We start from the raw sequence: 23654 nt of genomic DNA, 5'->3' as shown, positions 1-23654 counted from the left end.
TTATTTACAAACTTAAGGTGAGATTGTCTGTGATTGAGTCGTCGAAGATGTGTTCTGATCTTCTGTAATTACATCAGATGAAGCTTTATTTTGAGATGCTTCATTTTTATAAAGCAGATATTTGGCACGTTTGTCATGATTTGGATCAGATGGTAATTGCAATGCACCTGATTGACCACATGCTGTTAACACGATACTGCTCAGTAATAAACTGATCGAACAAATGACTTTAAGCATCTGAGCACCTAACTTTTACAATTCGCAGCAGTATAGCGTGATCATAGGATTGGCTAAAGACCAAACATAAAAAAACGCCAACTTATGCTGGCGTTTTTTTCTTATCGAATGTTTCTGCCTATTTCTTTTTCGCAAAGAAATAACCAATGATCAATACTACAAACCAAATGGGACTGACTTTTAACGCCTCTAAAGTAGTCTCATCCAAAGCAAGGAAATAAATCGTTGCAAGGAAAAATACAATCACAACCCAACAGGTTGCAATTCCACCTGGAAGCTTAAATGTCGATTGTGCATGAAGCTCAGGACGATTCTTACGGTAGTTAATATAACTCCACATAATAATCATCCAAACACATATAAACAGAATCGTTGATAAAGTCGTCGCTAAGGTAAATGCTGTGACTTCATCATTTGTTCCCGTTTTCAACTTATAGACAAATTGTACGAATGCACCGATGAAGATACAGATTGATGAGAAAATCAACGCTTTGGCTGGTACAGCAGATTTAGACAACTTACCGAATAATTTTGGTGCTTGGCGGTCTATCGATAAACCAAACAACATGCGACTTGTAGAAAATACGCCACTATTCATCGATGACATTACCGAAGACAATACCACCAAATTCATAATAATCGCCGCAGAAGCAATACCCGCTTGAGAGAAGATGTTTACAAAGGGACTAACTTTCGGATTGATTTGGTCCCAAGGCGTTACACACATGACAACAAACAATGCCAATACATAGAAAATAATGATACGAATTGGAATCGAGTTAATTGCTTTAGGAAGATTTCGTTTTGGATCTTGTGTTTCGGCTGCCGTTGTACCCACCAACTCCACCCCAACAAAGGCGAAAATTGCGATCTGGAAACCAGCTAAGAAACCATCTAACCCTTTAGGGAATAAACCACCATGTGTCCATAAATTACTGACACTTGCCGTTGTTCCTAAATTATTAGTAAAACCTGTAAATATCATCCATAAGCCCACAGCAATTAATACAATAATTGCTGTGATTTTGACCATCGCAAACCAGAATTCCATCTCACCGAATAATTTGACAGTGACAAGGTTCAAACCAAGTACGAATAGAATGGCAACCGTACTAATCAATAATCCTTCTGCTGCACCAAAAGATTCACCACCATTGAAAAACTCAAGGTAATAAATAATTGCGGATAAATCTGCAATACCAATCGTGACCCAACAAAGCCAGTAGGTCCAACCCACAAAATAACCAGCCCAAGGCCCAATTAAATCAGTAGATAAGTCGATGAAGGATTTATAATTTAAGTTGGATAATAATAATTCTCCTAATGCACGCATTACGAAGAACACCATCAAACCAATCATCATGTAAATAAACAGAATAGATGGACCAGCTAAACTAATTGTTTTACCTGACCCCATAAACAATCCAGTTCCGATTGCTCCGCCAATCGCAATCAACTGTAGATGTCGATTGGATAAGCTACGGTGAAGTCCGTCTTGTTCTACAGACTCACTCAGATTTTGATTCGACATTTTTACAAAAACGCTCCAGTATTCTTAGTGAGCTAGCTCAGAGCCAAACCAAAAATAATCTTGCACCATTTATAGGCATCTTTTCTGCTGAGTATTTTCGACAAGTTTCCAGCTAACCAATTCTTTGTGTGTATTACTCAATATTTCATGGGAGATACAATGGGCATCGATAATACGCACAAGAATGGAGCAATACAATGCACTTTTTTGACACAGCAGTTTTTAGAAAATCCGAATATTGACAATAAAAAAGCAGCCTATATGGCTGCTTTTTTAAGTTTTACTGAACGAATCCTTCAATATTTAGTCATTCTTTTGTTGTTTCTTTAAACGCTCTTCCCAGTAAGTTGCATTACGGATACCTAATTTCACTGGATCGAAAGTGAACTCTTTTACGCCAGCTTTCTGCTGTTGTTCATAGTCTTTCAATGCTTTCATGGTTGGCTTCCAGATGAAATAGGTCAAGATAATACCAATGATATTAATCCAAGCCATTAAACCTACGCCGATATCACCAATACCCCAGATATAACCTGTCGCACTAATCACACCATAAATTACTGCAATCATAATGAAGCACTTAGTTATGAACATCAATGATGGCATCTTCATGATATAGCTAAGATAAGTAATGTTGGTTTCAGCAATGTAGTAATACGCAACGATTGTTGTGAACGCAAAGAAGAATACCGCTAATGCAACAAAGATTTGACCAAAACCACCGAATACAGTGCTTACAGCCATTTGAGTGAATGCAGGAGAACCAATCTCAATCGTTGCACCTACGTTTTGTACAATAAAGCTTCCAGCTTCTAAAGTTCCTTGTACGTTATACATACCCGTAATGAGGATCATAAATGCTGTTGCTGAACATACAAATAAGGTATCAACATATACAGAGAATGCTTGGACAAAACCTTGTTGTGCAGGATGTTGAACTTCGGCAGCTGCCGCAGCATGTGGACCAGTACCCTGACCCGCTTCGTTTGAGTAAACACCACGTTTTACACCCCAACCAATTGCAGCACCAATACCCGCCATTGGAGAGAATGCATCGGCAAAGATCATTTTGATTACACCAGGAAGTTCATGAATGTTCATAAACACAATCACTAGCGCCATCAAGATATAACCAACAGCCATAAATGGAACAACAAACTCTGCGAAACGTGCGATACGTTTAATACCACCAAAAATAATGATGGCTAACAGTGTCACAATAACAACCAGTGCTAATAATTTATAAGCACCAATCCCAGCAAATACGACTGCACCCTCACCCGTAATCTGAGTAAAGGCATTACCAACTGCATTTGCTTGGATACCCGGTAGGAATAAGCCACAAGAGATAATTGCAGCGATGGCGAAGAGAATACCTAACCAACGTTGCCCCAAACCTTTATCGAAATAAAAAGCAGGCCCACCACGATACTGACCTTGATACTCAACTTTATAAATTTGACCTAAGGTTGATTCGACATAAGCTGTACTCGCACCTAAAAAGGCAACAACCCACATCCAAAATACAGCGCCCGGACCACCAAAACCAATTGCTGCGGCAACCCCAGCAATATTACCTACACCCACACGTCCTGAAAGCGAAACTGCCAGTGCCTGAAACGATGAAATACCTTGTGCTGATGAAGATCCATTAATCAGAAGCTTCATCATTTCTTTGATCTGTCGGACTTGGACAAATCGCGTTAAAACCGAGAAAAATAAACCTGCACCTAAACATAAATAGATTAGAGCTTTGCTCCAAATAATTCCATTTACCCAATCAACAATTTCTGCTGCACTCATAAACATCAACCTTTTTATATAATTTGAAAATATAGCAAATGATATATTTTCATTTGTCTGAGCAGGAGCAATATCTATGCCATTCAACCTGCGCTATATGACAAGAATTGAACAACTGCTCGCAGACCTTCCATGGTAAAAGTGAATTGAACGAATATTTTGACTCAAAAACACACTGTATCTTACTTGTAAAAGTCTTATATCATGTTATTTTTCTGAGCACTTCCCTTTAACCAATGAGTTACGAAAAACGCCCTTTTTCTTTATTCCTTATTCAGAAAAATGGACTCGACGCATCGTTTTCGTAATTACTATACTTTTTAACTAATTTATAGAAAATTTTCAATTTAAAATATGGCAAAAGTTAAAACAGTTTACCGCTGTGAACAATGTAGTGCAGATCATCCAAAATGGGCTGGGCAATGCACTGAATGTGGCGAGTGGAATAGTCTCGTTGAAGTGCGTATCGAACCAGTGGTGACGCATCGCGGTCAAACTAAGTTGGGCGGTGGCTATGCTGGTCAAGCAGCAAGCATTACAACATTAAATCAAGTTTCGGTTTCACACGAAACACGTCTTGCAACAGGTATTGGCGAATTTGATCGCGTACTCGGTGGTGGATTAGTTACAGGTTCTGTTGTGCTGATCGGTGGTGATCCCGGGATCGGAAAGTCTACAATTTTATTGCAAACAGCAACGCACATGGCAGCTGCAAAGAGTTCTGCACTCTATGTCACAGGAGAAGAATCACTTTCCCAAGTTGCTCTTCGAGCACAACGTTTAGACTTACCAACAGATCAACTCAAGGTTATGGCAGAAACCTGTGTTGAACGGATTTGTGAAGTATTAGCACATGAACGACCTGCCGTTGCTATTTTAGATTCGATTCAAACCTTATACACAGAAACCTTACAATCAGCTCCGGGTGGTGTTTCTCAAATCCGTGAGTCAGCAGCCCTGCTGACGCGCTTTGCAAAAAATAGCGGAACAGCACTATTCATCGTTGGTCATGTGACCAAAGAAGGTGCTTTAGCAGGTCCTCGCGTACTCGAACATATGGTTGACTGTGTGTTGTATTTTGAGGGGCAATCTGACTCGCGATATCGCATGATTCGTGCAGTAAAAAATCGTTTTGGTGCAGTCAATGAACTCGGCGTATTCGGTATGACCGATAAAGGGCTTCGTGAAGTTGCTAATCCTTCTGCTATTTTCCTCAGTCGATATGATGAAGCAATTCCAGGATCAATCGTCATGATTAGCCGTGAAGGTACGCGTCCTTTATTAGTCGAAGTACAAGCGTTGGTAGATGATGCTCACGGACAACCTCGACGCGTTGCACTTGGTTTAGAGCAGAATCGTCTCAATATGCTGCTCGCAGTCATGCATCGTCATGGTGGCGTACAAACTTCGGGACAAGATGTTTATGTCAATGTCGTCGGTGGTTTAAAAATCACTGAGACAGGCTCCGATCTCGCGGTCTTACTCGCATGTGCCTCTAGTCTTCGCGGTAAAGCCTTGCCTCAACAGTTAGCTGTCTTTGGTGAAGTGGGCTTATCAGGAGAGATCCGTCCCGTACCGAATGGGCAAGAACGTTTAAAAGAAGCAGCAAAGCATGGCTTTAAGTATGTGATTCTACCTAGAGGCAACGCGCCTCAAAAATCAATTGAGGGAGTTCAGATCATTTCTGTCGCTCGCTTACATGAAGCACTAACTGAAGCAATGCAGTTAAGTGATGAGCTTAGCTAATGGTATAAGCAATATTGCTTGATCATTGGTATGATTGGATAAAGTCCAATAGGTCTGATTTTTAATATAAAGCGTAGAAAGCTGTTTTTTATATTTTAAAATAAAATCTATTGTGATTTTATCCTTTATAGCCCCTATTTCAAATTATAGGCTTAAATCTCACTCCGCTATAATCATTCTATTTAAAATAATAAATTAGCTTAAACTTACTGTTTATTATCAATAGGCTATAATCTTAAAACAACCATAAATGTGAGCTAAATAAATCCTTAATAAAAAAACATATTTTTCTAGTTGAAATTACTGACAAATACCTGCATAAATACACTGACAAATTGGATTTAAATAGGAATTTTCGATGCAAGTACATCAGCGTGGCTTGATGGCAGCTTTATTAATGGCGACTTTGGTTGCAGCACCGATTGCAGAAGCAAAACGTGCAGGTGGCGGTAAAAGTCATGGTATGAGCCGTTCTAGCTCAACTAGCCAGTCGTACCAACAACCTCGTCAAGCGACTCCAACTCAACAACAAACAACTGCTCCACAAAAATCAGGTCCTGGTGTAGGTTCAATGGTTGCTGCTGGTGTGGCAGGTGCTGCTGTAGGTGCTGTTGCTGCAAATGCGCTTGCTGATGATAAAAATCCAACTGCAACAGAACAACAAGCTGCTGAACAATCTCAACAAGAAGAAAAAGGTGGCATTCCTAGTTGGCTTTGGGTTCTTCTTGCAGCTGCTATCGCTTTCTTTGTGTTCCGCAAATTAGGCGCAAAAAAAAAATTAGCAACCAATAACCCATACGCTCCAAACAACAGCGGTCAAAACAATTTTGGCCGCCCAAGCTCACCTCAATCAACTGCACGTCAATCTAGTGGTGATAATACCAATATCTTTGGTCAATCCGTCGCTGGTGGTGCTGCAACACAAGCTCCTTTCGGTGCCGCATCTATGAATAGCGGAAACCAGCTACCAGATGGCACTGAGCCTGCTGCATTCTTACGTATCGCACGCCAACGTTTCAATCATATCCAATCCGTAAATAGCGCAAGCAATGTTGAAGAAATTCGTCGTTATTTAACGCCTGAACTTTATAACTCAATGTACAGTGACATCGTGGCAAACCAAGACCAAGATGTAGCTGAATTTAGTAATTTAAATGCAATGGTTGTTGAAAGCACGACAGAAAACGGTCAATACGTTGTAAGTGTTCGCTTTACAGGTACAGTAAGTGAAGATTTAAATAGCTTACCGCAACCGTTTACTGAGATTTGGCATTTTGTAAAACCTGCTGGCTCTCAACAAGATTGGGTTGTTGCTGGTATTCAACAAGCATAAAGCTTGAAAAAACAAAAAGAGCTGCTTCGTCAGCTCTTTTTTTATGGCTCAATTTAGGGTCTGTTGGCATTTCACATTGCGAGCTACTCAGCTCTCATTTCGACAGAGAACACTTTTTAGATGATACAACGCATGACTTGCGAAATTTAACCATGCTAAATGAGCCAAGTTATGATGCAGTAATGGCAAAAATAACTTTATCTCTATTAAAAGCTAAAAAAAGCCACCCTCTATTTCAGAGAATGGCGGAGTGTAAATGAAATCAAACTTAGTTACTTTATGAAGAGTAACTTAATACATAGGCAAGTTAATACTAGTCGATAATTTTGTAGAAAAACATTCCCCATTTGGGGAATAAACCCTATTTTCCACCCGCTTATTTTGCGCAACTCATTACAGAACAAGATATTAAAACACTTATAAATAATATGATCAGTTGCTACACACTTTAACGTTGATTAAGAGATTCAGAACCAGATATTCGTTCAATTTAATGAGCTATGCTTTATTTTTATCTCTACATCTAATTAAGTAACTGAACTCATCTATGATAGACATAAAAAAAGCTTTGCCGAAGCAAAGCTTTTAAAGAAACGATTTTATATTTGTGTTGATGTATCAAGATACAAACTGTAGGAACAACCAATATAGTCCGCCTGATAATGCAATCGTAGCAGGCAATGTAAAGATCCATGCTGAAAGAATTGTTTTCACAGTCGCAAAGTTTAGACCTGACTTATTAGCAACCATTGTACCTGCAACCGCACTGTTCAATACGTGAGTTGTAGACACAGGCATACCTAATCCATCCGCAGCAGCAATCGTGCTCATCGCAACAAGCTCAGCAGACATACCTTGACCATAAGTCATATGATTTTTACCAATACGCTCACCAACAGTCACAACAATACGCTTCCAACCCACCATCGTCCCTAGACCCAGTGCAAGTGCTACTGCAACTTTTACCCAGTTAGGAATATATTGAAGGAATGAATCCAAGTTACTGCGGTATTCTTTAACAACTTTCTCTTGGTCTTTATCCATCGCTGGTAAAGCTTCAGCTTTATCTAAGCGCTTGAATGTTGTCGTGCTTAAATACATGTCATTACGGATTTCACTTACAGCACCTTCAGGAATCGCTTTAAGATCACCATAAGTTGCTACACGCTCACCTAAATGCATTGTCATACTTGCTAGTGCTGGTACAACTTCAGCCGTTTGTTCTTTAGTTTGGATATATTTCGTCAATACATCACGGGCTTTTTCATCAGATAGCTCATTTTGATTAACATTCAAAACGGTTGCAGTCTGAACTGAAAGCTGTTCAAAAGACTGTAAATGATGTGCATCAAGGTTCTTATTTAAAGAATAAGCCAATGGAACCAAACCGATCAAAATTAACATGATTAACCCCATGCCCTTCTGACCATCATTTGAACCATGCGCAAAACTTACACCAGTACAAGTGAAAATTAAGATCGCACGAATCAATGGTGGTGGTGGCTTATTACCAACTGGTGGTTGGAATAACTCCATTTGACGCTTAAAGATTTTCTTTACTAATAAGAACAGGATCGCAGCAAAAGCAAAACCAATTAAAGGAGAGAACAATAAAGCCTTACCGACTTTAATTACCTGATCAATATCAATCCCACTCGTTGCACCAGTCGATGCATTTAAAAAGTGGTTCATGATACCCACACCTAAGATTGAACCAATCAAAGTATGCGAGCTAGACGCAGGAATTCCTAAAAACCATGTTCCAAGATTCCATAGAATCGCCGCGATAAGCAAAGCAAAGACCATAGCAAAGCCAGCACCACTGCCAACATTCATGATCATTTCTACAGGAAGTAACGCGATAATACCGTATGCCACTGCACCACTTGCAACCATAACTCCCAAGAAGTTACAGAAACCAGCCCACATGACTGCCACTGGAGCAGGCAATGCGTTAGTATAAATAACGGTAGCTACAGCATTCGCTGTATCGTGGAAACCATTTACAAATTCAAAGCCTAAAGCAATGAAAAGAGCCGTCGATAAAAGAATAACGGAATATAAACTCAAAGGTGGCACGTGTGCCAAATCTGCACTTACCTGAAAACCAATGTAAATCAATGTCGCGACAATGATCGTCAGGAACACCGGCATAAAGAATTTTGGTGTTGGTACATGTACATTCGTCGATTGTGCCGAAGAGTCGGCAAGCGGTGAATCCGAAACAGGAGGAAGATTTGAATTCATGTAGACGGCTAGAGGATAATAAAATCCCCTGTATTGTTTAATTAAATTATGACAATTATATGACAAAGCACTGTCACATAAAGCCAAAATTTCATGTTTTTAATACATTTTCTTGCCGTTTTTTGCGATAATTTAGCCCTGATTTTTTATTTATTCAAATAAAAACATATAGATAGAATAAGACAAACACAGTAAAAACTGTTTGTCTGATTTTGCAACAAACGCAAATAAATATGACAACAGCTTGTCATATTTCATTCATGCGTTTTCTTTTTAAACATTATTCAGCTCAATTATTACAGCCTGATGAAGCTTTTATGACATTTTCAAATTGAACTCAGCAATCACCTCTCCTTTTTGATGAAAATACGCGCTTTGGCTTCGCTTCTGTTACAATGCGCCTGCTTTTTCAATTTGTTATGTACTGGGGTTCCTTATGTCCACGCTTGCCACCCTACAATCCCTTCTCGCCCAACGCATCTTAATTATTGATGGTGCAATGGGGACTATGATTCAACGCCATAAATTAGAAGAAGAAGATTATCGTGGTGATCGCTTTGCAGATTGGGCATCAGACCTAAAAGGCAATAACGACTTATTGGTTTTAACACAACCACAAATTATTCAAGGCATTCACGAAGCTTATCTTGATGCTGGCGCTGACATTATTGAAACCAACAGCTTTAATGGCACACGCGTTTCAATGTCTGACTATCATATGGAAGACCTCGTACCTGAGATCAACCGTGAAGCCGCACGTTTGGCTAAAGCAGCCTGTGAAAAATATTCAACACCTGACAAACCCCGTTTTGTTGCTGGTGTACTCGGCCCAACATCACGTACCTGCTCGATTTCACCGAATGTGAATGACCCTGCTTACCGTAATATTACTTTCGATGAATTAAAAGAAAACTATATCGAAGCAGCACATGCATTGATCGAGGGTGGTGCTGACATCATCTTGATCGAAACTGTATTCGATACATTGAACTGTAAAGCAGCGATCTTTGCCGTTAAAGAAGTATTTAAGCAAATTGGTTATGAATTGCCGTTAATGATTTCAGGGACGATTACAGATGCTTCTGGTCGTACCTTAACAGGTCAAACCGCAGAAGCGTTCTGGAACTCTGTTCGTCATGGCGATCTACTTTCAATCGGCTTTAACTGTGCGTTGGGTGCAGATGCAATGCGTCCTCATGTTAAAACCATTGCTGATGTTGCTGATACTTTTGTTTCTGCCCATCCAAATGCGGGCTTGCCAAATGCCTTTGGTGAGTATGACGAAACACCTGAACAGACTGCAGCATTCATTAAAGAATTTGCTGAAAGTGGACTGATCAATATTACAGGCGGTTGTTGTGGTACAACTCCTGATCATATCCGTGCTATTTATAATGCGGTTAAAGACATTAAACCGCGTCAAGTGCCTGAAACGGTTCCTGCGTGCCGTTTAAGTGGTTTAGAACCATTTAACATTGATGAAAATTCATTATTCGTCAACGTGGGTGAACGTACCAACGTCACAGGTTCTAAAAAGTTCCTACGATTGATCCGTGAAGAAAACTTTGCTGAAGCATTAGAAGTTGCACAACAACAAGTTGAAGCAGGTGCTCAGATCATCGATATCAATATGGATGAAGGGATGCTCGACTCGCAAAATGCGATGGTACATTTCTTGAATCTCGTTGCATCTGAGCCTGATATTTCTCGTGTGCCGATCATGATTGACTCATCAAAATGGGAAATCATTGAAGCAGGTTTGAAATGTGTACAAGGTAAGCCCGTTGTAAACTCTATTTCACTGAAAGAAGGTTATGACGAGTTTGTTGAAAAGGCTCGCCTATGCCGTCAATACGGTGCTGCGATCATTGTTATGGCCTTTGATGAAACAGGTCAGGCGGATACTGCTGCACGTAAGCGTGAAATCTGTAAACGTTCTTATGATGTATTGGTCAATGACGTTGGCTTCCCTGCTGAAGATATTATTTTTGACCCGAACGTATTTGCTGTTGCAACAGGGATCGAAGAACACAATAACTACGGTGTCGACTTTATTGAGGCAACAGGCTGGATCAAACAGAATCTACCTCATGCCATGATTTCAGGTGGTGTTTCTAACGTCTCGTTCTCTTTCCGTGGTAATGAACCTGTGCGTGAAGCGATTCACTCTGTATTCCTGTACTATGCCATCAAACAAGGCATGACGATGGGTATTGTGAACGCTGGTCAAATGGCGATTTATGACGATATTCCGAGAGAACTAAAAGATGCTGTTGAAGACGTTATCCTGAACCAAAATCAAGGTGAAAGCGGTAACGATGCAACAGAAAAACTTCTCGAAGTTGCAGAGAAGTTCCGTGGTCATGGTGGTGCAGCGAAAGAAGCTGAAAATCTTGAATGGCGAAATGAATCAGTTGAAAAACGTCTTGAATATGCATTGGTCAAAGGTATCACCACGTATATTGATGAAGATACTGAAGAAGCGCGTTTAAAAGCCAAACGTCCACTTGATGTCATCGAAGGTGCATTGATGGATGGTATGAACGTAGTCGGTGACTTATTCGGTTCGGGTAAAATGTTCCTACCACAAGTGGTGAAATCTGCACGCGTGATGAAACAAGCCGTCGCTTGGCTCAATCCGTATATCGAAGCGGAAAAAACGGGTAGCCAATCTAAAGGTAAAGTGTTGATGGCAACCGTTAAAGGCGACGTACACGATATTGGTAAAAATATCGTAGGTGTAGTGCTTGGTTGTAATGGTTATGACATCGTTGACCTTGGCGTGATGGTGCCATGTGAAAAAATCCTACAAACTGCGATTGATGAAAAATGTGACATCATCGGTTTGTCTGGTTTGATCACTCCATCTCTAGATGAAATGGTATTTGTTGCTAAAGAAATGCAACGTAAAGGCTTTGATATTCCACTGTTGATTGGTGGTGCGACGACATCTAAAGCACATACCGCAGTGAAAATTGATCCGCAATACCAAAATGATGCGGTGATTTATGTAGCGGATGCATCTCGTGCCGTCGGTGTGGCAACCACCCTACTTTCTAAAGAAATGCGCGGTAACTTTATTGCAGAACATCGTGCTGAATATGCCAAAATTCGTGAGCGTTTGGCGAATAAGCAGCCGAAAGCAGCCAAACTGAGTTATGCCGAATCAATCAAAAATGGTTTTAAAGTGGATGACAATTACGTGCCACCAAAGCCAAATGCTTTAGGTACGCAAGTCATCACCAATTATCCATTGGCAACGCTGGTTGAATATTTTGACTGGACACCGTTCTTTATTTCTTGGAGCTTGGCGGGTAAATTCCCGAAAATCTTAGAAGATGAAGTGGTGGGTGAAGCTGCAACTGATTTATACAACCAAGCGCAAGCGATGTTGAAAGACATCATCGAAAATAATCGCTTCGATGCGCGTGCGGTGTTTGGTTTATACCCTGCACAACGTACAGGTGCAGATACGGTGAGCGTATTTGATGAATTTGGTCAAAAAGTTACACACACATTCGAGCATATTCGCCAACAATCTGACAAAGTCACAGGTAAACCGAATTTATCTTTAGCGGATTTTATCAGTACCTCTAAAGAGAATACTGATTACCTTGGTGGTTTCACTGTGTCGATCTTCGGTGCAGAAGAACTTGCAGATGAATATAAAGCCAAAGGTGATGATTATTCAGCAATCTTGGTTCAGTCTTTAGCGGATCGTTTTGCCGAAGCTTTTGCAGAGCACTTACACGAGCGTATCCGTAAAGAGTTCTGGGGTTATAAAACTGATGAAATCTTGACGAATGAAGAACTGATCAAAGAGAAGTATGTCGGTATTCGTCCTGCACCAGGCTATCCTGCTTGTCCAGAGCATTCTGAAAAAGCGGTGTTGTTTGACTGGTTAGACTCTGAAGCGAAGATTGGTACCAAGCTGACTGAACACTTTGCGATGATTCCGCCTTCTTCTGTCAGTGGTTTCTATTATTCGCACCCTGAAAGTGAATACTTTAACGTAGGTAAGATTTCTCAAGATCAGCTTGAGGATTATGCAAAGCGTAAAGGCTGGACATTGGATGAAGCAAAGCGTTGGTTAGCTCCGAATTTAGATGATTCTATTGTTTAAATCCCCCTCGATCCCCCTTTAATAAAGGGGGAAGAAAATCAATTCGTATCAAATAAAAGAATCCTCTCAAATTGAGGGGATTCTTTTTGATTTTAATCTCCCCTAACCCCTCTTTAAAAAAGAGGGGAATGTCATGTGAGTAAATAAACTACATGACTGCTCCTCCCTTTTTCAAAGGGAGGTTGGGAGGGATTGAATTGATATTCCCCAAACATATATTTAGAATATATACGTCCTTAAAAATTAAAGTAAAAGATGGCAATAATTAAAAATATTGATCTAGGTAGCCTCGAAAGTATTTGTAAAATTTTGGGTGACACCAATAATGGATTTTCAGGAACCGAAATTTCCAAATATCTTGCTGAAACAAACATCAAAGACCCACAATTAAATTCTACAAAATGGAAACGTTTGTATGATGCATTGAGTATCAAGCAAAGTGAAGATCGCTGTTCCAACAATGTTCTGGCATTTCTCAAATATGTTCTACGTCCATCCCGACACATCCATAGAAAAGAATGGTTTAAAAATATAAGAACTGAACTAAATTATGTACTGTCATTTGAGGGGTTTGAACTAACTGAAAGTGGCGATATTAGAGCAACCGATAAAGTAAAAACTTTTTCTGAAGCTGAAGAACGAGCTCAAAATTTAAGAAAAGCATTATTAGACCGAAAAATTCATTCTGATGTCCTTACTTTTTGCAAAGCTGAATTACTTGTCGATAATTATTTTCATGCAGTCTTTGAAGCAACTAAAAGCATTGCTGAAAAAATTAGAGTTAAAACAGGCTTAACGAACGATGGAGGTGATCTTGTTACACACGCTTTTTCCTTTAAAGACAAAGTGCCTTATCTTGCTTTAAATTCATTACAAACTGAAAGTGAAAAGAGTGAACAAAGAGGTTTTTCAAATTTATTGATTGGAATATTTGGAACTTTCAGAAATACAACAGCTCATGTGCCTAAAATCACTTGGAATATTAATGAACAAGATGCTTTAGATATTTTATCAACGATTTCACTTATTCATAGAAAATTAGATAAAACTATAGAAGCTAAAAAAATGTACGAAGGAAAATTATAATCCTCCCCAACCCTCCTTTGAAAAAGGAGGGAGTACCAAGAATCCGAAAACTATCATTAAATTCGCGTAAAGTCCCCCTTTCCCAAAGGTGAGAAACTACGTTTCGCAAGAGGGGGATTCCAATCTCTGCTTAACAACACTATAAATCTGCTCCACCACAGCATCAGTTTCAGTCAAAATCTGATGATTACTAAATCTTAGAGTGAGCAGCCCTAATTCACTCAAAGCATAATCTCGATTTTGATCAGCCTCTAACCCAACTTGGGTGTAATGTTGCCCACCATCACATTCAATGACTAAATTCGCTGCGGAACAATAAAAATCTACGATGAAATTTAGAATTGGCTTTTGTCGATAAAACTGTAACCCTAAAATCTGTTTACGACGTAATCTTTGCCAAAGCAGTTGTTCTGCATCGGTCATATTACTCCGCAAATCACGCGATGGAAGTTTTAAGTTTTTATTATAAGATTTCATTGTTTTTATTTTCTAAGCACTCAATCTATCCACAAACAACACACCATCTAAATGATCCACTTCATGCTGTACTATACGTGCAGGAAAACCATCAAAATTCGTTTCAACCACTTCACCCTGTAAATTGTAATAACGAACTTTGACTGCTTGTGCTCTTTCCACCTCTCCACGCTCATTCGGTACACTCAAACACCCCTCTTCACCAAAACAGGTCGCTTGAGAAAATTCTAAAATCTCAGGGTTAACCATCACTACTGGATCCATTTCAGGAGCATCTGGATAACGAGGATTGGCGCGAGAAGCAACGATAATCACACGCTTAGAGATATACACTTGCGGCGCTGCTATCCCTACACCATTACGTTCAAGCATAGTGGCATGCATCGCAGAAGCCAGTTGCAATAGCCACTCGCTATTGAACTCCCCATGAGCAACCGCAGCCGCTTTAATTTTTAAAATTTCTTCACCGCGTTGCGCTACAGGTAAAATCACACTCATCCCACGACCTTATTATTTTTGATCAATACTCATACACATCGTATTCGATATTTATTCACGCTTCTATAATTTTCATTTAAGAATTTTGTCATATTATTTACATAATAAAAAATCAATTCACGGCATAAAACAATGAATGCAACACAACTTTTTCTAGGGGTCATCTTTAGCTCGATAGGCTTAGGCTATTTTCTGTATGGCAAAAAACAAAAGATGACGGTACCTCTCGTCTGTGGATTGGTTCTCATGCTATTTACCTATTTTATTGATAACACCATGATCATCAGCGTAATTGGTATTGTTCTATCGATCCTTCCCTATTTTCTACGCTTTTAAAAATAAAAAAACTCCCCAAATGGAGAGCTTTAGATTTAGGTTAAATTAAAGATGTTTCTTTAATTCATCCTCAACGATTTCAATTTCAAGCTGGCTAAATTTACGAATTTCGCCTTCTGCATGTTTCTCCAGCATACCGCCAATCAACGGAACTTTAACTTTTACAGTCCATGTCAATGTGATATCAACTTGCTGGCTATTGCCTGTCACTTTGCGCTCAGCTTTGGCATCTAAAGGTAAGTTTGCACCTAACTCCACTGTCGAAGTTAGATTTTTTAAATGTGTAATGTCAGAACGCTTTAAGCGAAATGCATTTTTTAATAGTTTTTTTGCAACTTCAGGAATATTGACATCAAGGTTATATTCACGGCGTAGCGTATAAATATCACCATTTACATTAGATTCAATAATTTCTAAATTTTCGCCCGGAATGCGTTTACACACTGCTTCATGCAATGATGTTTCAGCGACTAATCTTGAAAAGTCTTCAATCGAAACACCATGAATAGTTTCATTAACCGTAAATTGATGTGCCATCTTTAAATTTCCATTTCGTTTTATTTAGGATCTCATCATTGCGCAAAAGTATAGCATTCTCATTAAAAACTCAAAATCTGATCAGTCAAAAATGGATGACTGCGCGGATTAGTTATTTTTATTGTAATGATGTCGACGACCTAATTTTACCGTCACCCGTTCGGCGCGACTGATATATAAATAATGATCCCCATATTCAATCACCGCATAAAACTGCTCAGCACCATCATCCAAACCTGTTGCTGACCATGTTGTTCCTTGAGGAAATTCATCTAACCAAGCGGCTTTATAAAAATCTGACACAGATTCAAAATCCAAATAGAGTTTTGGATCTGCCATAATTTTGGCAGCAACTTGATCAAATTTTTGCTGTTTAAAGGCTTCTAAACTGAGTAGCACAGATATTCCTATGATCAAAAATATTGGTTTAATTTCAACATTGCAGCTAAAGTAAATTTTTAACTAAATTACAAAAATACAGTGATTTTCTTATACCCCTATTTTGCTGAGGAATTTCCAACAATTCCACATTAATTTCAGTTTTATCAGATGCTTTTGATCAAGGTCTAATTTGCTTGAACCTGCTCAATATGCTATCAACTTATTATAACTTTTATCTTTTTTACAACGATAAACTATAAGGAGCAAACATGTCTTATCAAAATATTTTAGTGCCTGTCGATGACTCTCCAATCTCTTATGCGGCGGTTGAACATGCACTTTCTTTGGCTAAATTGTCAGGGGCAAAAGTTACGATTCTCAGTGTGGTTGCAGTTGATCCATTTGTAGGTGTCGATTTTTATCAAGTTGCACCCGCTGTCACAGATTATTTCATGCAAGCTGAATCACATGCCAAGACACAACTGCAAGATATTGCTCAGTCATTTGTACGTGATGGAATCGAGGTTGCAACCAAGATTTATCATGGCTCTGCTAGCGAAGGTATTATTTTCGTTGCGGATGAAGTCGGTGCTGATTTGATCGTCATGGGTTCTCATGGTCGTACTGGCGTAAAACGCCTATTGCTAGGTAGCGTTGCGCGTGCTGTTCTTACAGAATCACACATTCCAGTGTTAATTGTTAAGCAATAAATTTCTTTAAAAAAATCTGAAAGCCTTGTACGTCATTACAAGGCTTTTTTATTGTCTATCGTTTATATTTGACCGATCTCCCCCCCATTTTGATGAATTACAACCCTACTCCATCATTTCAAAAGATGCTTCACTACACTATGGACATAGACTTTCTATCAAAATAGTAAATGGAATCATGCTGCTATAGATAGAAAAAATGACCGTTTATAAAAATAGAAACTCAACAATAAAACACGGTTTAACAAGGATGATGCCTATGAAACTCAACCCTATAGTGCTTGGTATATTTGGAATGTGTATCTCGACATTGAACCATGCATCAGCATTGGATCAATCAGGACAAACCATTCTGCCCTTTCTAGAAAATGGCAATTATGTTGAGGTGAATGCTACAGCAGTTGATCCAGATATTTCAGGAACGATCCGCAATCGTCCTGAACTTGTGAATGATCCTAATAATCTGAACTCTGGCAATATGGGCAATAGTTTTCATTATTACAGTGCAGCTTTAAAACTCCAACTCACTGAAAAAATTAGTTTTGGTCTACTCTATGACCAACCATTTGGCGCGGATATTCGCTACCCAATGCAGTCCAATAATACCTTCTCAGATAATGAATATACTCAGCAAGGAACATCGGTAAATGTTGATACTGAAAGTATTAGCATGATCTTCGGATTAAGCCCATTTACCAATTTTCAACTTTATGGCGGTGCAGTTTATCAATCCGTTAAAGGTGATGTCGCTTTACGTGGTAATTCTTACAGCGAAGCATTTAATGGCTATGATGCAAAATTTAAGCAAAATCATGCAGTAGGTTGGCTTGCAGGTTTAAGCTATCAAATTCCAGATATTGCATTAAAAGCAGCTGTGACGTATCGCTCAAAAATAGATCATGACATGCAAGTTACAGAAACCATGTTCGGTGAACCATTAGACGTAACCACACCAAGTAAAACCACAATCACGACGCCACAATCAGTCAATATTGATTTTCAAACAGGTGTTTATAAAGACACGCTCGCCTATGCGAATCTACGTTGGGTCAATTGGAAAGATTTTCATATACGTCCGACACAATTTGGAGCAGTCACCGAATATCTCACTGGTTTAATCAGTGAAGGTTCTTATACAGGTGGTTTTGATTTAGATAGTTATCAAAAAGATCAATGGGCAGCGACGCTAGGAATTGGTCATCAATTTACTGAAAAATGGAGTGCATCCACTGAGGTGAGTTGGGACTCAGGCACAGGTAATCCTGCATCGACCTTAAATCCAACCAAAGGTTCTTAGGGGCTTGGTTTAGGCGTACAATTTAACCCTGCTGAGAACTACTTTATTGCAGGCGGTATTAAATACTTCTGGCTAGGGGATGTGGTAGCTGAAGACGGCACGTATTACATTCCTGTAGCAGGAATCAAACCGATTGCAGAGCAAGCAGATTTTAAAGATAACTCAGCGATCGCCTATGGCTTGAAAATCGGCTATAAATTCTAAGTTTTAAATGTTGAGCATATGAAATATCTAGTTGGACTTCATCTTTTTAACGATCTTTTGACCGACTAGATATTTTTATGATTTAAACAAAAATAAAACCATTATAAAATTTGAAAACCGTTCTCAATCTACTGAGTTTATATAGAATAACGCTGTCTTATTTAATCAATTCTTTCAATACAATATCCGCATATTTCTTTATATTGCTATTCATCAATTCGGAAAACTCAATGAAAAAAACTTATATTTTACTTTCTATGCTTACATATGGTTTGCTTCAACCTGTTATCTCTTTTGCAGACAGCACAGAGCCAAAAGAAATAATGGATATGTTTATTGGTACTTTAAGTGTTAAAGATAAAAAAGCGATTTTGACTCGCTGCGATCTTGCTGAAAATACATATACATTAAAAGATGCAGATTGGGCTGAAACAAAAGCAGTCGAAAATTATTTATCAAAAGCAGAAAAACTAAAACAACCCGTTTATGCAGAAGTGCTAGGTGCATATAAGCAAGAAGCAGATACAAATGTGCTTTTAGTTGATTCAATTGAAAATATAACGGAAGCCAAAAGCTGCCACTTAAACGATTTATTTTAAAATTTATATTTTCATTAAAGATAGAAACGCTCTCATTTCTACTTAACAAACCCCTTTGTTTAAAATATAAGGGGCTATTTATACCGTATCGTTATTCACGAAATGTATCCCATGCTTCAAAGATATTTTGCTTATATCGTATTAACGTTGAAAACTGAGGAAGAATTGCTTCACTTTGCTTCGGTCTAAGAAAAACAAAATCATCAACTTGAATATCACAATCCTTAGGAACATTGACCAATTCTTGATTAGTACTACGTCCGTACAATGCATGAATATGCGCTTGGTTAGGATAGACATAGTCAGCCAACCAATAGCCACCATAGATGAATAGCGCCTTATGCTTATGTGGTAATTTATCCAATAAAGACATAGAGGGAAGCTGGGTAAACGGTAGGACTTTTAACACAGGCGCAGCGATCCATAATGCAGGTTGTAATGCCTTTAAAAAATCACTGTCAAAATCACTCGGTTTCAGTAGCATTGAACCAAAAGATAGATCATTACAAACACTATTGTCAGTATGAAAACTAAAAGTTGGACTACCCCCACCATTAAAACAAAGTTGTTCTGACCATAGTGAATTAAACTGTTCTTGAATTAGCTTTTTATAAACCGCGTAAACATGTTGAGATTCTTGATAAGCAAGTTCTGGTTTTTTAATGATGGCTGGGATTTTGGTGACATGCGCATCATAGCCCATCAAACCAGAAAGCTTTAAATACTGTGGATACTGTTGAATCAGCTTTAAGATTTCGATCAGTTGTTGTGTCGACTGTACCCCACCACGATGTAAACCAACATCAATTTCAATATTCACATCTAAGCACAGAGAATAGAGCTGGGCAATCTCAAGATATTGCTGTAAACGTTGCTTGCTATCAATCAGCCATTGAATTTTGGCATTCGACCACTCCACATGCTGATCAAAAAAATGACGTACAGCTTGAGCAGGCATTGGCTTACCCAACAAAATATCAGCTACAGCAAAGTTTTCTAGGATCGAAACAATATGTGGTAAGTGAAATACCATAAAGCGTTGCGTATTGATTTGCTCAGATAACAACTTAAGTAAATCTAGGCTTGCTAATGATTTCACCACCAAACGTGCTCTTAAATGTTTGGCATGAGCAAGACGAATCTGAACATGCTGGATATTTTGTTTTAAAGCCGCTTCATCAACAATCAGTTGTGGTGTCGCCATCCCCTGTTTTTTTAGATCGAAATTGAGTTGTTTAAAATAATGATCCAACATGGCTATACCTTTTTTTATTTAATCGTGATCCTAAAAAAAATCTTATACGAGGGAATGTCATCTACAATCTGAGCAAGCTGAAGCGACTATAGCTTTGGCAAAGTATAAGACGAAGTGGCTTATCCTAAAATGGATAAAACTCGGCAAGACTCTGTTAAGTTAATTATTTTTCAATAAATTAAATCAACATTTAAGTCGAACCTAAGTTAAAACTAACCTAAAAACAGCTTTTCCAGATAGGGGTTTAAAAACTTGGCTTCTGGGTCAAGTTGCTGACGTAAAGCCATAAAATCATCCCACTTTGGATATGAAGCCCGAAGCTGTGCCGTAGTCATAGTATGCATTTTTCCCCAATGAGGTCGCCCTCGATATTTCTGTAAAATCGGTTCAACTACATCAAAAATTAAATGTGGGTCTTGCTTATGATATTGATGCACTGAAATCGAAATTGAATCTTGCTGATAAAAAGGGCTAAGCCAAATATCATCCCCTTTTACAAAACGAAATTCGAGCGGAAAAAAGGTCGCGACTTTATGTCTTCGCAGTGCATGTAATACTTCGTCTAAACAAGCAACCCCTTGATCTACTGGAATCTGATATTCCATTTCATTGAACTTGGTATTTCGTGGCGTCGGAAATATTTTGCTCGACCAATCGACATAGGTGGTCGGTTTGACAAAGATGCCTAACAGCTTTTGTAAATAAGGATTCAATGAAGGAAATGTTTTGGTTAATTCTGAGCACATCGTGAGCAAGGTATCATCCGAAGGAAAATTTTCTTTCCTAGGCAAAATTGCTTCCTCAGTCTCATCTAAAGTTTTCAGCATCAATTGCTTTTCATACGAAAATACAAAGCACTCGATATGTCGATGTTGGTGCTTCCATTGATGAATATGTTGCATCATGTCCTCTACAGGACAAAGTTCAATATGTTCTTTGAGCTTATAACGCGGGCGGTTTTGCATAGTGATCTTGGTCAAGATTCCCAAACTACCCAAAGAAACTCGTCCAGCAGCAAAGATTTCGGGATGTTCTGTTCGGCTACATGTCAGGATTTCACCAGAAGCCGTCAATAACTCAAAAGCTTCAACATAACCAGAAATACAATATAAATCTGCACCTGTACCATGTGTTCCCGTAGAAACAGCTCCAGCTAAGCTTTGCTGATCAATATCACCCTGATTCATCAAGGCTTGGTTGATCGATTGCTGCTGTAAATGTTGGTCTAAATCATATAAGCGTGTCCCTGCATAAATGCTGCTCTGACATCGATTAGTATCCGTCGATACAACACCCGCAATATGGTCTAAAGACAATAAGGTTGCATCTGTACATATCAATGGTGTGAATGAATGCCCTGCACCAACCACTCTAATCTTGTCATGATCTCTGACGATATTCTGAAGCTCTTGGATGTTTGCAGGTTGTAAAATTTGCTGCGGATTGGACTTTTGAAAACCAGACCAATTTGACCACTTCACTTGATGCCTATCACTCATACAGCCTCTCCTTGACTCACAGCAGTTTTTAGATTTCCATGATTAGTACGTTTTGCTAGTTCTTGAAGTGGAATTAATTTAGGTCGTGTTGCTTGATCGTAGTCGCGGTACTTTTTATCCAACAATAATTGTTCTGCGAATAATTTAAACTTGCTTTGACACGCGGCTAAAGTCCATTGTCCAAATAAGGTATGCCCACCTTCATAGGCTTGTTGTTGATATTCCTCATACGTGGTGACATAACCCATGTAATCATTGCAATATGAGGCAAACCAGACTCGATCAATTGACGATTTTCCAATAAGTTGTTGCTTTACTGTTTCCATAACGCGTTGCCCTGCAATCGTCGTAAACTCTCCCGGACAACAAACGAGCGCTAAATTACCTAAACGAACAATTTGTAGCGGCACAATACTCGGAACCAGTGGGCTTTGTTGAATCGCACCAGCACGAACTTGTCGATTCATCTCTGCAATCAATGGATCAAGAATACTGGGAGGAAAACCAATCGGTTGACCTAATATTTTTTTAGCGCCAGCTTCAAGCAAAATCTGTTTAGGCCCTTGAGAAGCGTACAGCTGTTGATAAGCAGTAAAATCATGCGCAGCGTCACTCTTTAATTTTTGCTTTTTAAATTGATCTGCAAGAAATTGCATTCCTTTGATCAATGGTTTTGGTGCACCTAAACCATCCACAGGCGTACCCGCAAAAAATGCTACGCCATGACAGGGCTGACTGGTTTTTGCATCCTTCTTGCCATGTGCAAACTCAGGAGGAACGTCAATATGACTCAGATCAACATAAGAAAAAATTGCATCAATCTGACCTTGCACTTTCTGCATTGGTTGCTGCAAACCAGTTAATGCCAAATCACTTTGATAACGACCATTTTGCTGAGCATAGTAATATTCCTGCTCGCCTTTAATCTTGTTGCGAATCTTGAGTTGATCTTTGCCATGAAAATGCGGTGACACATCGCCAGCTGTTGCTTGAGCAAAAATCGTGACTGGATTTTCAATTCCGCGTTCAATTAAAGCCTGCTCTGAAAATGACGCGGCATAACCTTTATTATCACCATCATAAGCACTTAAACTATTTCCTAAACAGGTGGCATGCACACCAAACAGAGAAATAAATGACTGTAATTTCTGCTCTCTATAAAAACCAATCAACTGCATTTCACGATTGATTGCTAAATGCGTTTCATGTTCTGAATGCTCAATCACCTCTGGATTTCGGTTATAAGCACGGATCGAGCGATTCCATGCAACAGGCGTATCATTTTCAAAATGTTGAGTAGAAAGACCGATTTCAGTATTTTGTTCATTTTCAATTGCAGTCTGAATACTGAGAACAATCGCATGCACTATCGCATTGATATGTTCAGGAACAAATCCTGGCGTGGGCATATTATATAAGGCTTCATGCGCGCAGCCCCCCGGTCCTGAATGGGTATGTGTTGCCATGAGTACCAATTGATTTTCATCAAACTCAGCACCCAACATTTCTCTTAATCGAGCGACAGTCTTACTTCGTATCGCATGAGTGATACAACCTAAATCTAAACAACACAGAATCAGTCGACTCTGTTGCTGATCCACAATACTAAAGCTTCGCACATACAAAGCGGTTCGCTGCTCATAAGCACGATGTGACCATTGACCATAGCCAAACATGGCATAGCCTTTCGGTGCAATCTTGATTTCTTGTTTATCCCAACCAACTTGATACATTGGCACACCCTTTGTAAATTCT

Annotated in this window: 18 protein-coding genes and 1 pseudogene; 8 read left to right on the top strand and 11 right to left on the bottom strand. The window is 39.1% G+C overall.

Annotation, left to right across the window (positions count from 1 at the left end; translation table 11 throughout):
* Window positions 1-12: 12 nt before the first annotated feature.
* From lptM to IO68_RS32155, 3 genes are all read right to left on the bottom strand, one after another.
* A complete protein-coding gene (lptM, locus tag IO68_RS32165) occupies window positions 13-237 on the bottom strand; it encodes an LPS translocon maturation chaperone LptM (protein WP_019383999.1) in 225 nt (74 codons plus the stop codon).
* 118 nt (window positions 238-355) lie between these two features.
* Complete coding sequence (locus tag IO68_RS32160) at window positions 356-1768, bottom strand: amino acid permease (RefSeq protein ID WP_023014248.1); 1413 nt, start codon at window positions 1766-1768, stop codon at window positions 356-358.
* A 303-nt stretch (window positions 1769-2071) separates the two neighbouring features.
* A complete protein-coding gene (locus IO68_RS32155) occupies window positions 2072-3571 on the bottom strand; it encodes an alanine/glycine:cation symporter family protein (protein ID WP_004878435.1) in 1500 nt (499 codons plus the stop codon).
* 354 nt (window positions 3572-3925) lie between these two features.
* Here IO68_RS32155 and radA point away from each other — a divergent pair, with 354 nt between their 5' ends.
* Together radA and IO68_RS32145 are read left to right on the top strand one after the other, a co-directional pair.
* Window positions 3926-5317, top strand: a complete 1392-nt coding sequence (gene radA / locus IO68_RS32150; RefSeq protein WP_023014246.1) for a DNA repair protein RadA — start codon at window positions 3926-3928, stop codon at window positions 5315-5317.
* 358 nt (window positions 5318-5675) lie between these two features.
* Window positions 5676-6650 (top strand): Tim44 domain-containing protein, encoded by a 975-nt coding sequence (locus IO68_RS32145; protein WP_023014245.1) that lies wholly within the window; start codon window positions 5676-5678, stop codon window positions 6648-6650.
* 618 nt (window positions 6651-7268) lie between these two features.
* On the opposite strand, the gene IO68_RS32140 is transcribed toward IO68_RS32145, so the two are convergent.
* The gene (locus tag IO68_RS32140; protein WP_004878432.1) at window positions 7269-8897 is read right to left on the bottom strand and encodes an inorganic phosphate transporter; all 1629 of its coding nucleotides are present in this window, start codon (window positions 8895-8897) and stop codon (window positions 7269-7271) included.
* 436 nt (window positions 8898-9333) lie between these two features.
* Between IO68_RS32140 and metH the strand changes: the two genes are divergently transcribed.
* Both metH and IO68_RS32130 read left to right on the top strand, forming a co-directional pair.
* A complete protein-coding gene (gene metH / locus IO68_RS32135; protein WP_023014244.1) occupies window positions 9334-13020 on the top strand; it encodes a methionine synthase in 3687 nt (1228 codons plus the stop codon).
* A gap of 255 nt (window positions 13021-13275) precedes the next feature.
* Complete coding sequence (locus IO68_RS32130) at window positions 13276-14106, top strand: TIGR02391 family protein (RefSeq protein WP_023014243.1); 831 nt, start codon at window positions 13276-13278, stop codon at window positions 14104-14106.
* Between the two features lie 96 nt (window positions 14107-14202).
* On the opposite strand, the gene IO68_RS32125 is transcribed toward IO68_RS32130, so the two are convergent.
* Window positions 14203-14583: an endonuclease domain-containing protein gene (locus tag IO68_RS32125; RefSeq protein WP_023014242.1), complete on the bottom strand. Its 381-nt coding sequence runs from the start codon at window positions 14581-14583 to the stop codon at window positions 14203-14205.
* A gap of 12 nt (window positions 14584-14595) precedes the next feature.
* The gene (gene def, locus IO68_RS32120) at window positions 14596-15081 is read right to left on the bottom strand and encodes a peptide deformylase (RefSeq protein ID WP_007481595.1); all 486 of its coding nucleotides are present in this window, start codon (window positions 15079-15081) and stop codon (window positions 14596-14598) included.
* Between the two features lie 132 nt (window positions 15082-15213).
* On the opposite strand from def, the gene IO68_RS33755 reads away from it, so the two are divergent.
* Entirely contained in the window at window positions 15214-15417 is a 204-nt protein-coding gene (locus tag IO68_RS33755) for an amino acid transport protein (protein WP_081104321.1), read from the top strand.
* A 45-nt stretch (window positions 15418-15462) separates the two neighbouring features.
* Here the strand turns inward: IO68_RS33755 and IO68_RS32115 are convergent, their stop codons facing one another.
* Window positions 15463-15954, bottom strand: coding sequence for a DUF2505 family protein (locus IO68_RS32115; protein ID WP_004878425.1), 492 nt, complete (start codon window positions 15952-15954; stop codon window positions 15463-15465).
* A 108-nt stretch (window positions 15955-16062) separates the two neighbouring features.
* Window positions 16063-16353 (bottom strand): hypothetical protein, encoded by a 291-nt coding sequence (locus IO68_RS32110; RefSeq protein WP_023014241.1) that lies wholly within the window; start codon window positions 16351-16353, stop codon window positions 16063-16065.
* Window positions 16354-16604: 251 nt separating this feature from the next.
* On the opposite strand from IO68_RS32110, the gene IO68_RS32105 reads away from it, so the two are divergent.
* The 3 genes and pseudogenes from IO68_RS32105 to IO68_RS32095 all read left to right on the top strand — a co-directional run bounded on the left by IO68_RS32105 (window position 16605) and on the right by IO68_RS32095 (window position 19145).
* On the top strand, window positions 16605-17045 hold the full coding sequence (locus IO68_RS32105) for a universal stress protein (RefSeq protein WP_004878423.1): 441 nt from the start codon (window positions 16605-16607) through the stop codon (window positions 17043-17045).
* A gap of 259 nt (window positions 17046-17304) precedes the next feature.
* Window positions 17305-18546, top strand: a pseudogene (locus IO68_RS32100) (transporter).
* A gap of 230 nt (window positions 18547-18776) precedes the next feature.
* Window positions 18777-19145, top strand: coding sequence for a hypothetical protein (locus IO68_RS32095; protein WP_023014238.1), 369 nt, complete (start codon window positions 18777-18779; stop codon window positions 19143-19145).
* Window positions 19146-19236: 91 nt separating this feature from the next.
* Here IO68_RS32095 and IO68_RS32090 read toward each other — a convergent pair whose 3' ends face one another.
* The 3 genes from IO68_RS32090 to IO68_RS32080 form a co-directional block, all read right to left on the bottom strand.
* Window positions 19237-20400, bottom strand: coding sequence for an alanine racemase (locus IO68_RS32090; protein WP_023014237.1), 1164 nt, complete (start codon window positions 20398-20400; stop codon window positions 19237-19239).
* A 212-nt stretch (window positions 20401-20612) separates the two neighbouring features.
* Window positions 20613-21899, bottom strand: coding sequence for a D-arabinono-1,4-lactone oxidase (locus tag IO68_RS32085; protein ID WP_023014236.1), 1287 nt, complete (start codon window positions 21897-21899; stop codon window positions 20613-20615).
* Window positions 21896-23632, bottom strand: a complete 1737-nt coding sequence (locus IO68_RS32080) for a neutral/alkaline non-lysosomal ceramidase N-terminal domain-containing protein (RefSeq protein WP_031234948.1) — start codon at window positions 23630-23632, stop codon at window positions 21896-21898. Before IO68_RS32080 ends, IO68_RS32085 begins: the two co-directional genes overlap by 4 nt.
* Window positions 23633-23654: the final 22 nt, after the last annotated feature.

The organism is Acinetobacter sp. COS3, from assembly GCF_000475335.1.
GTDB classification, from domain to species: Bacteria; Pseudomonadota; Gammaproteobacteria; order Pseudomonadales; family Moraxellaceae; genus Acinetobacter; species Acinetobacter venetianus.
The sequence above is the reverse complement of the archived record's forward strand: the minus strand, read 5'-3'. Positions and strand labels throughout refer to the sequence as shown.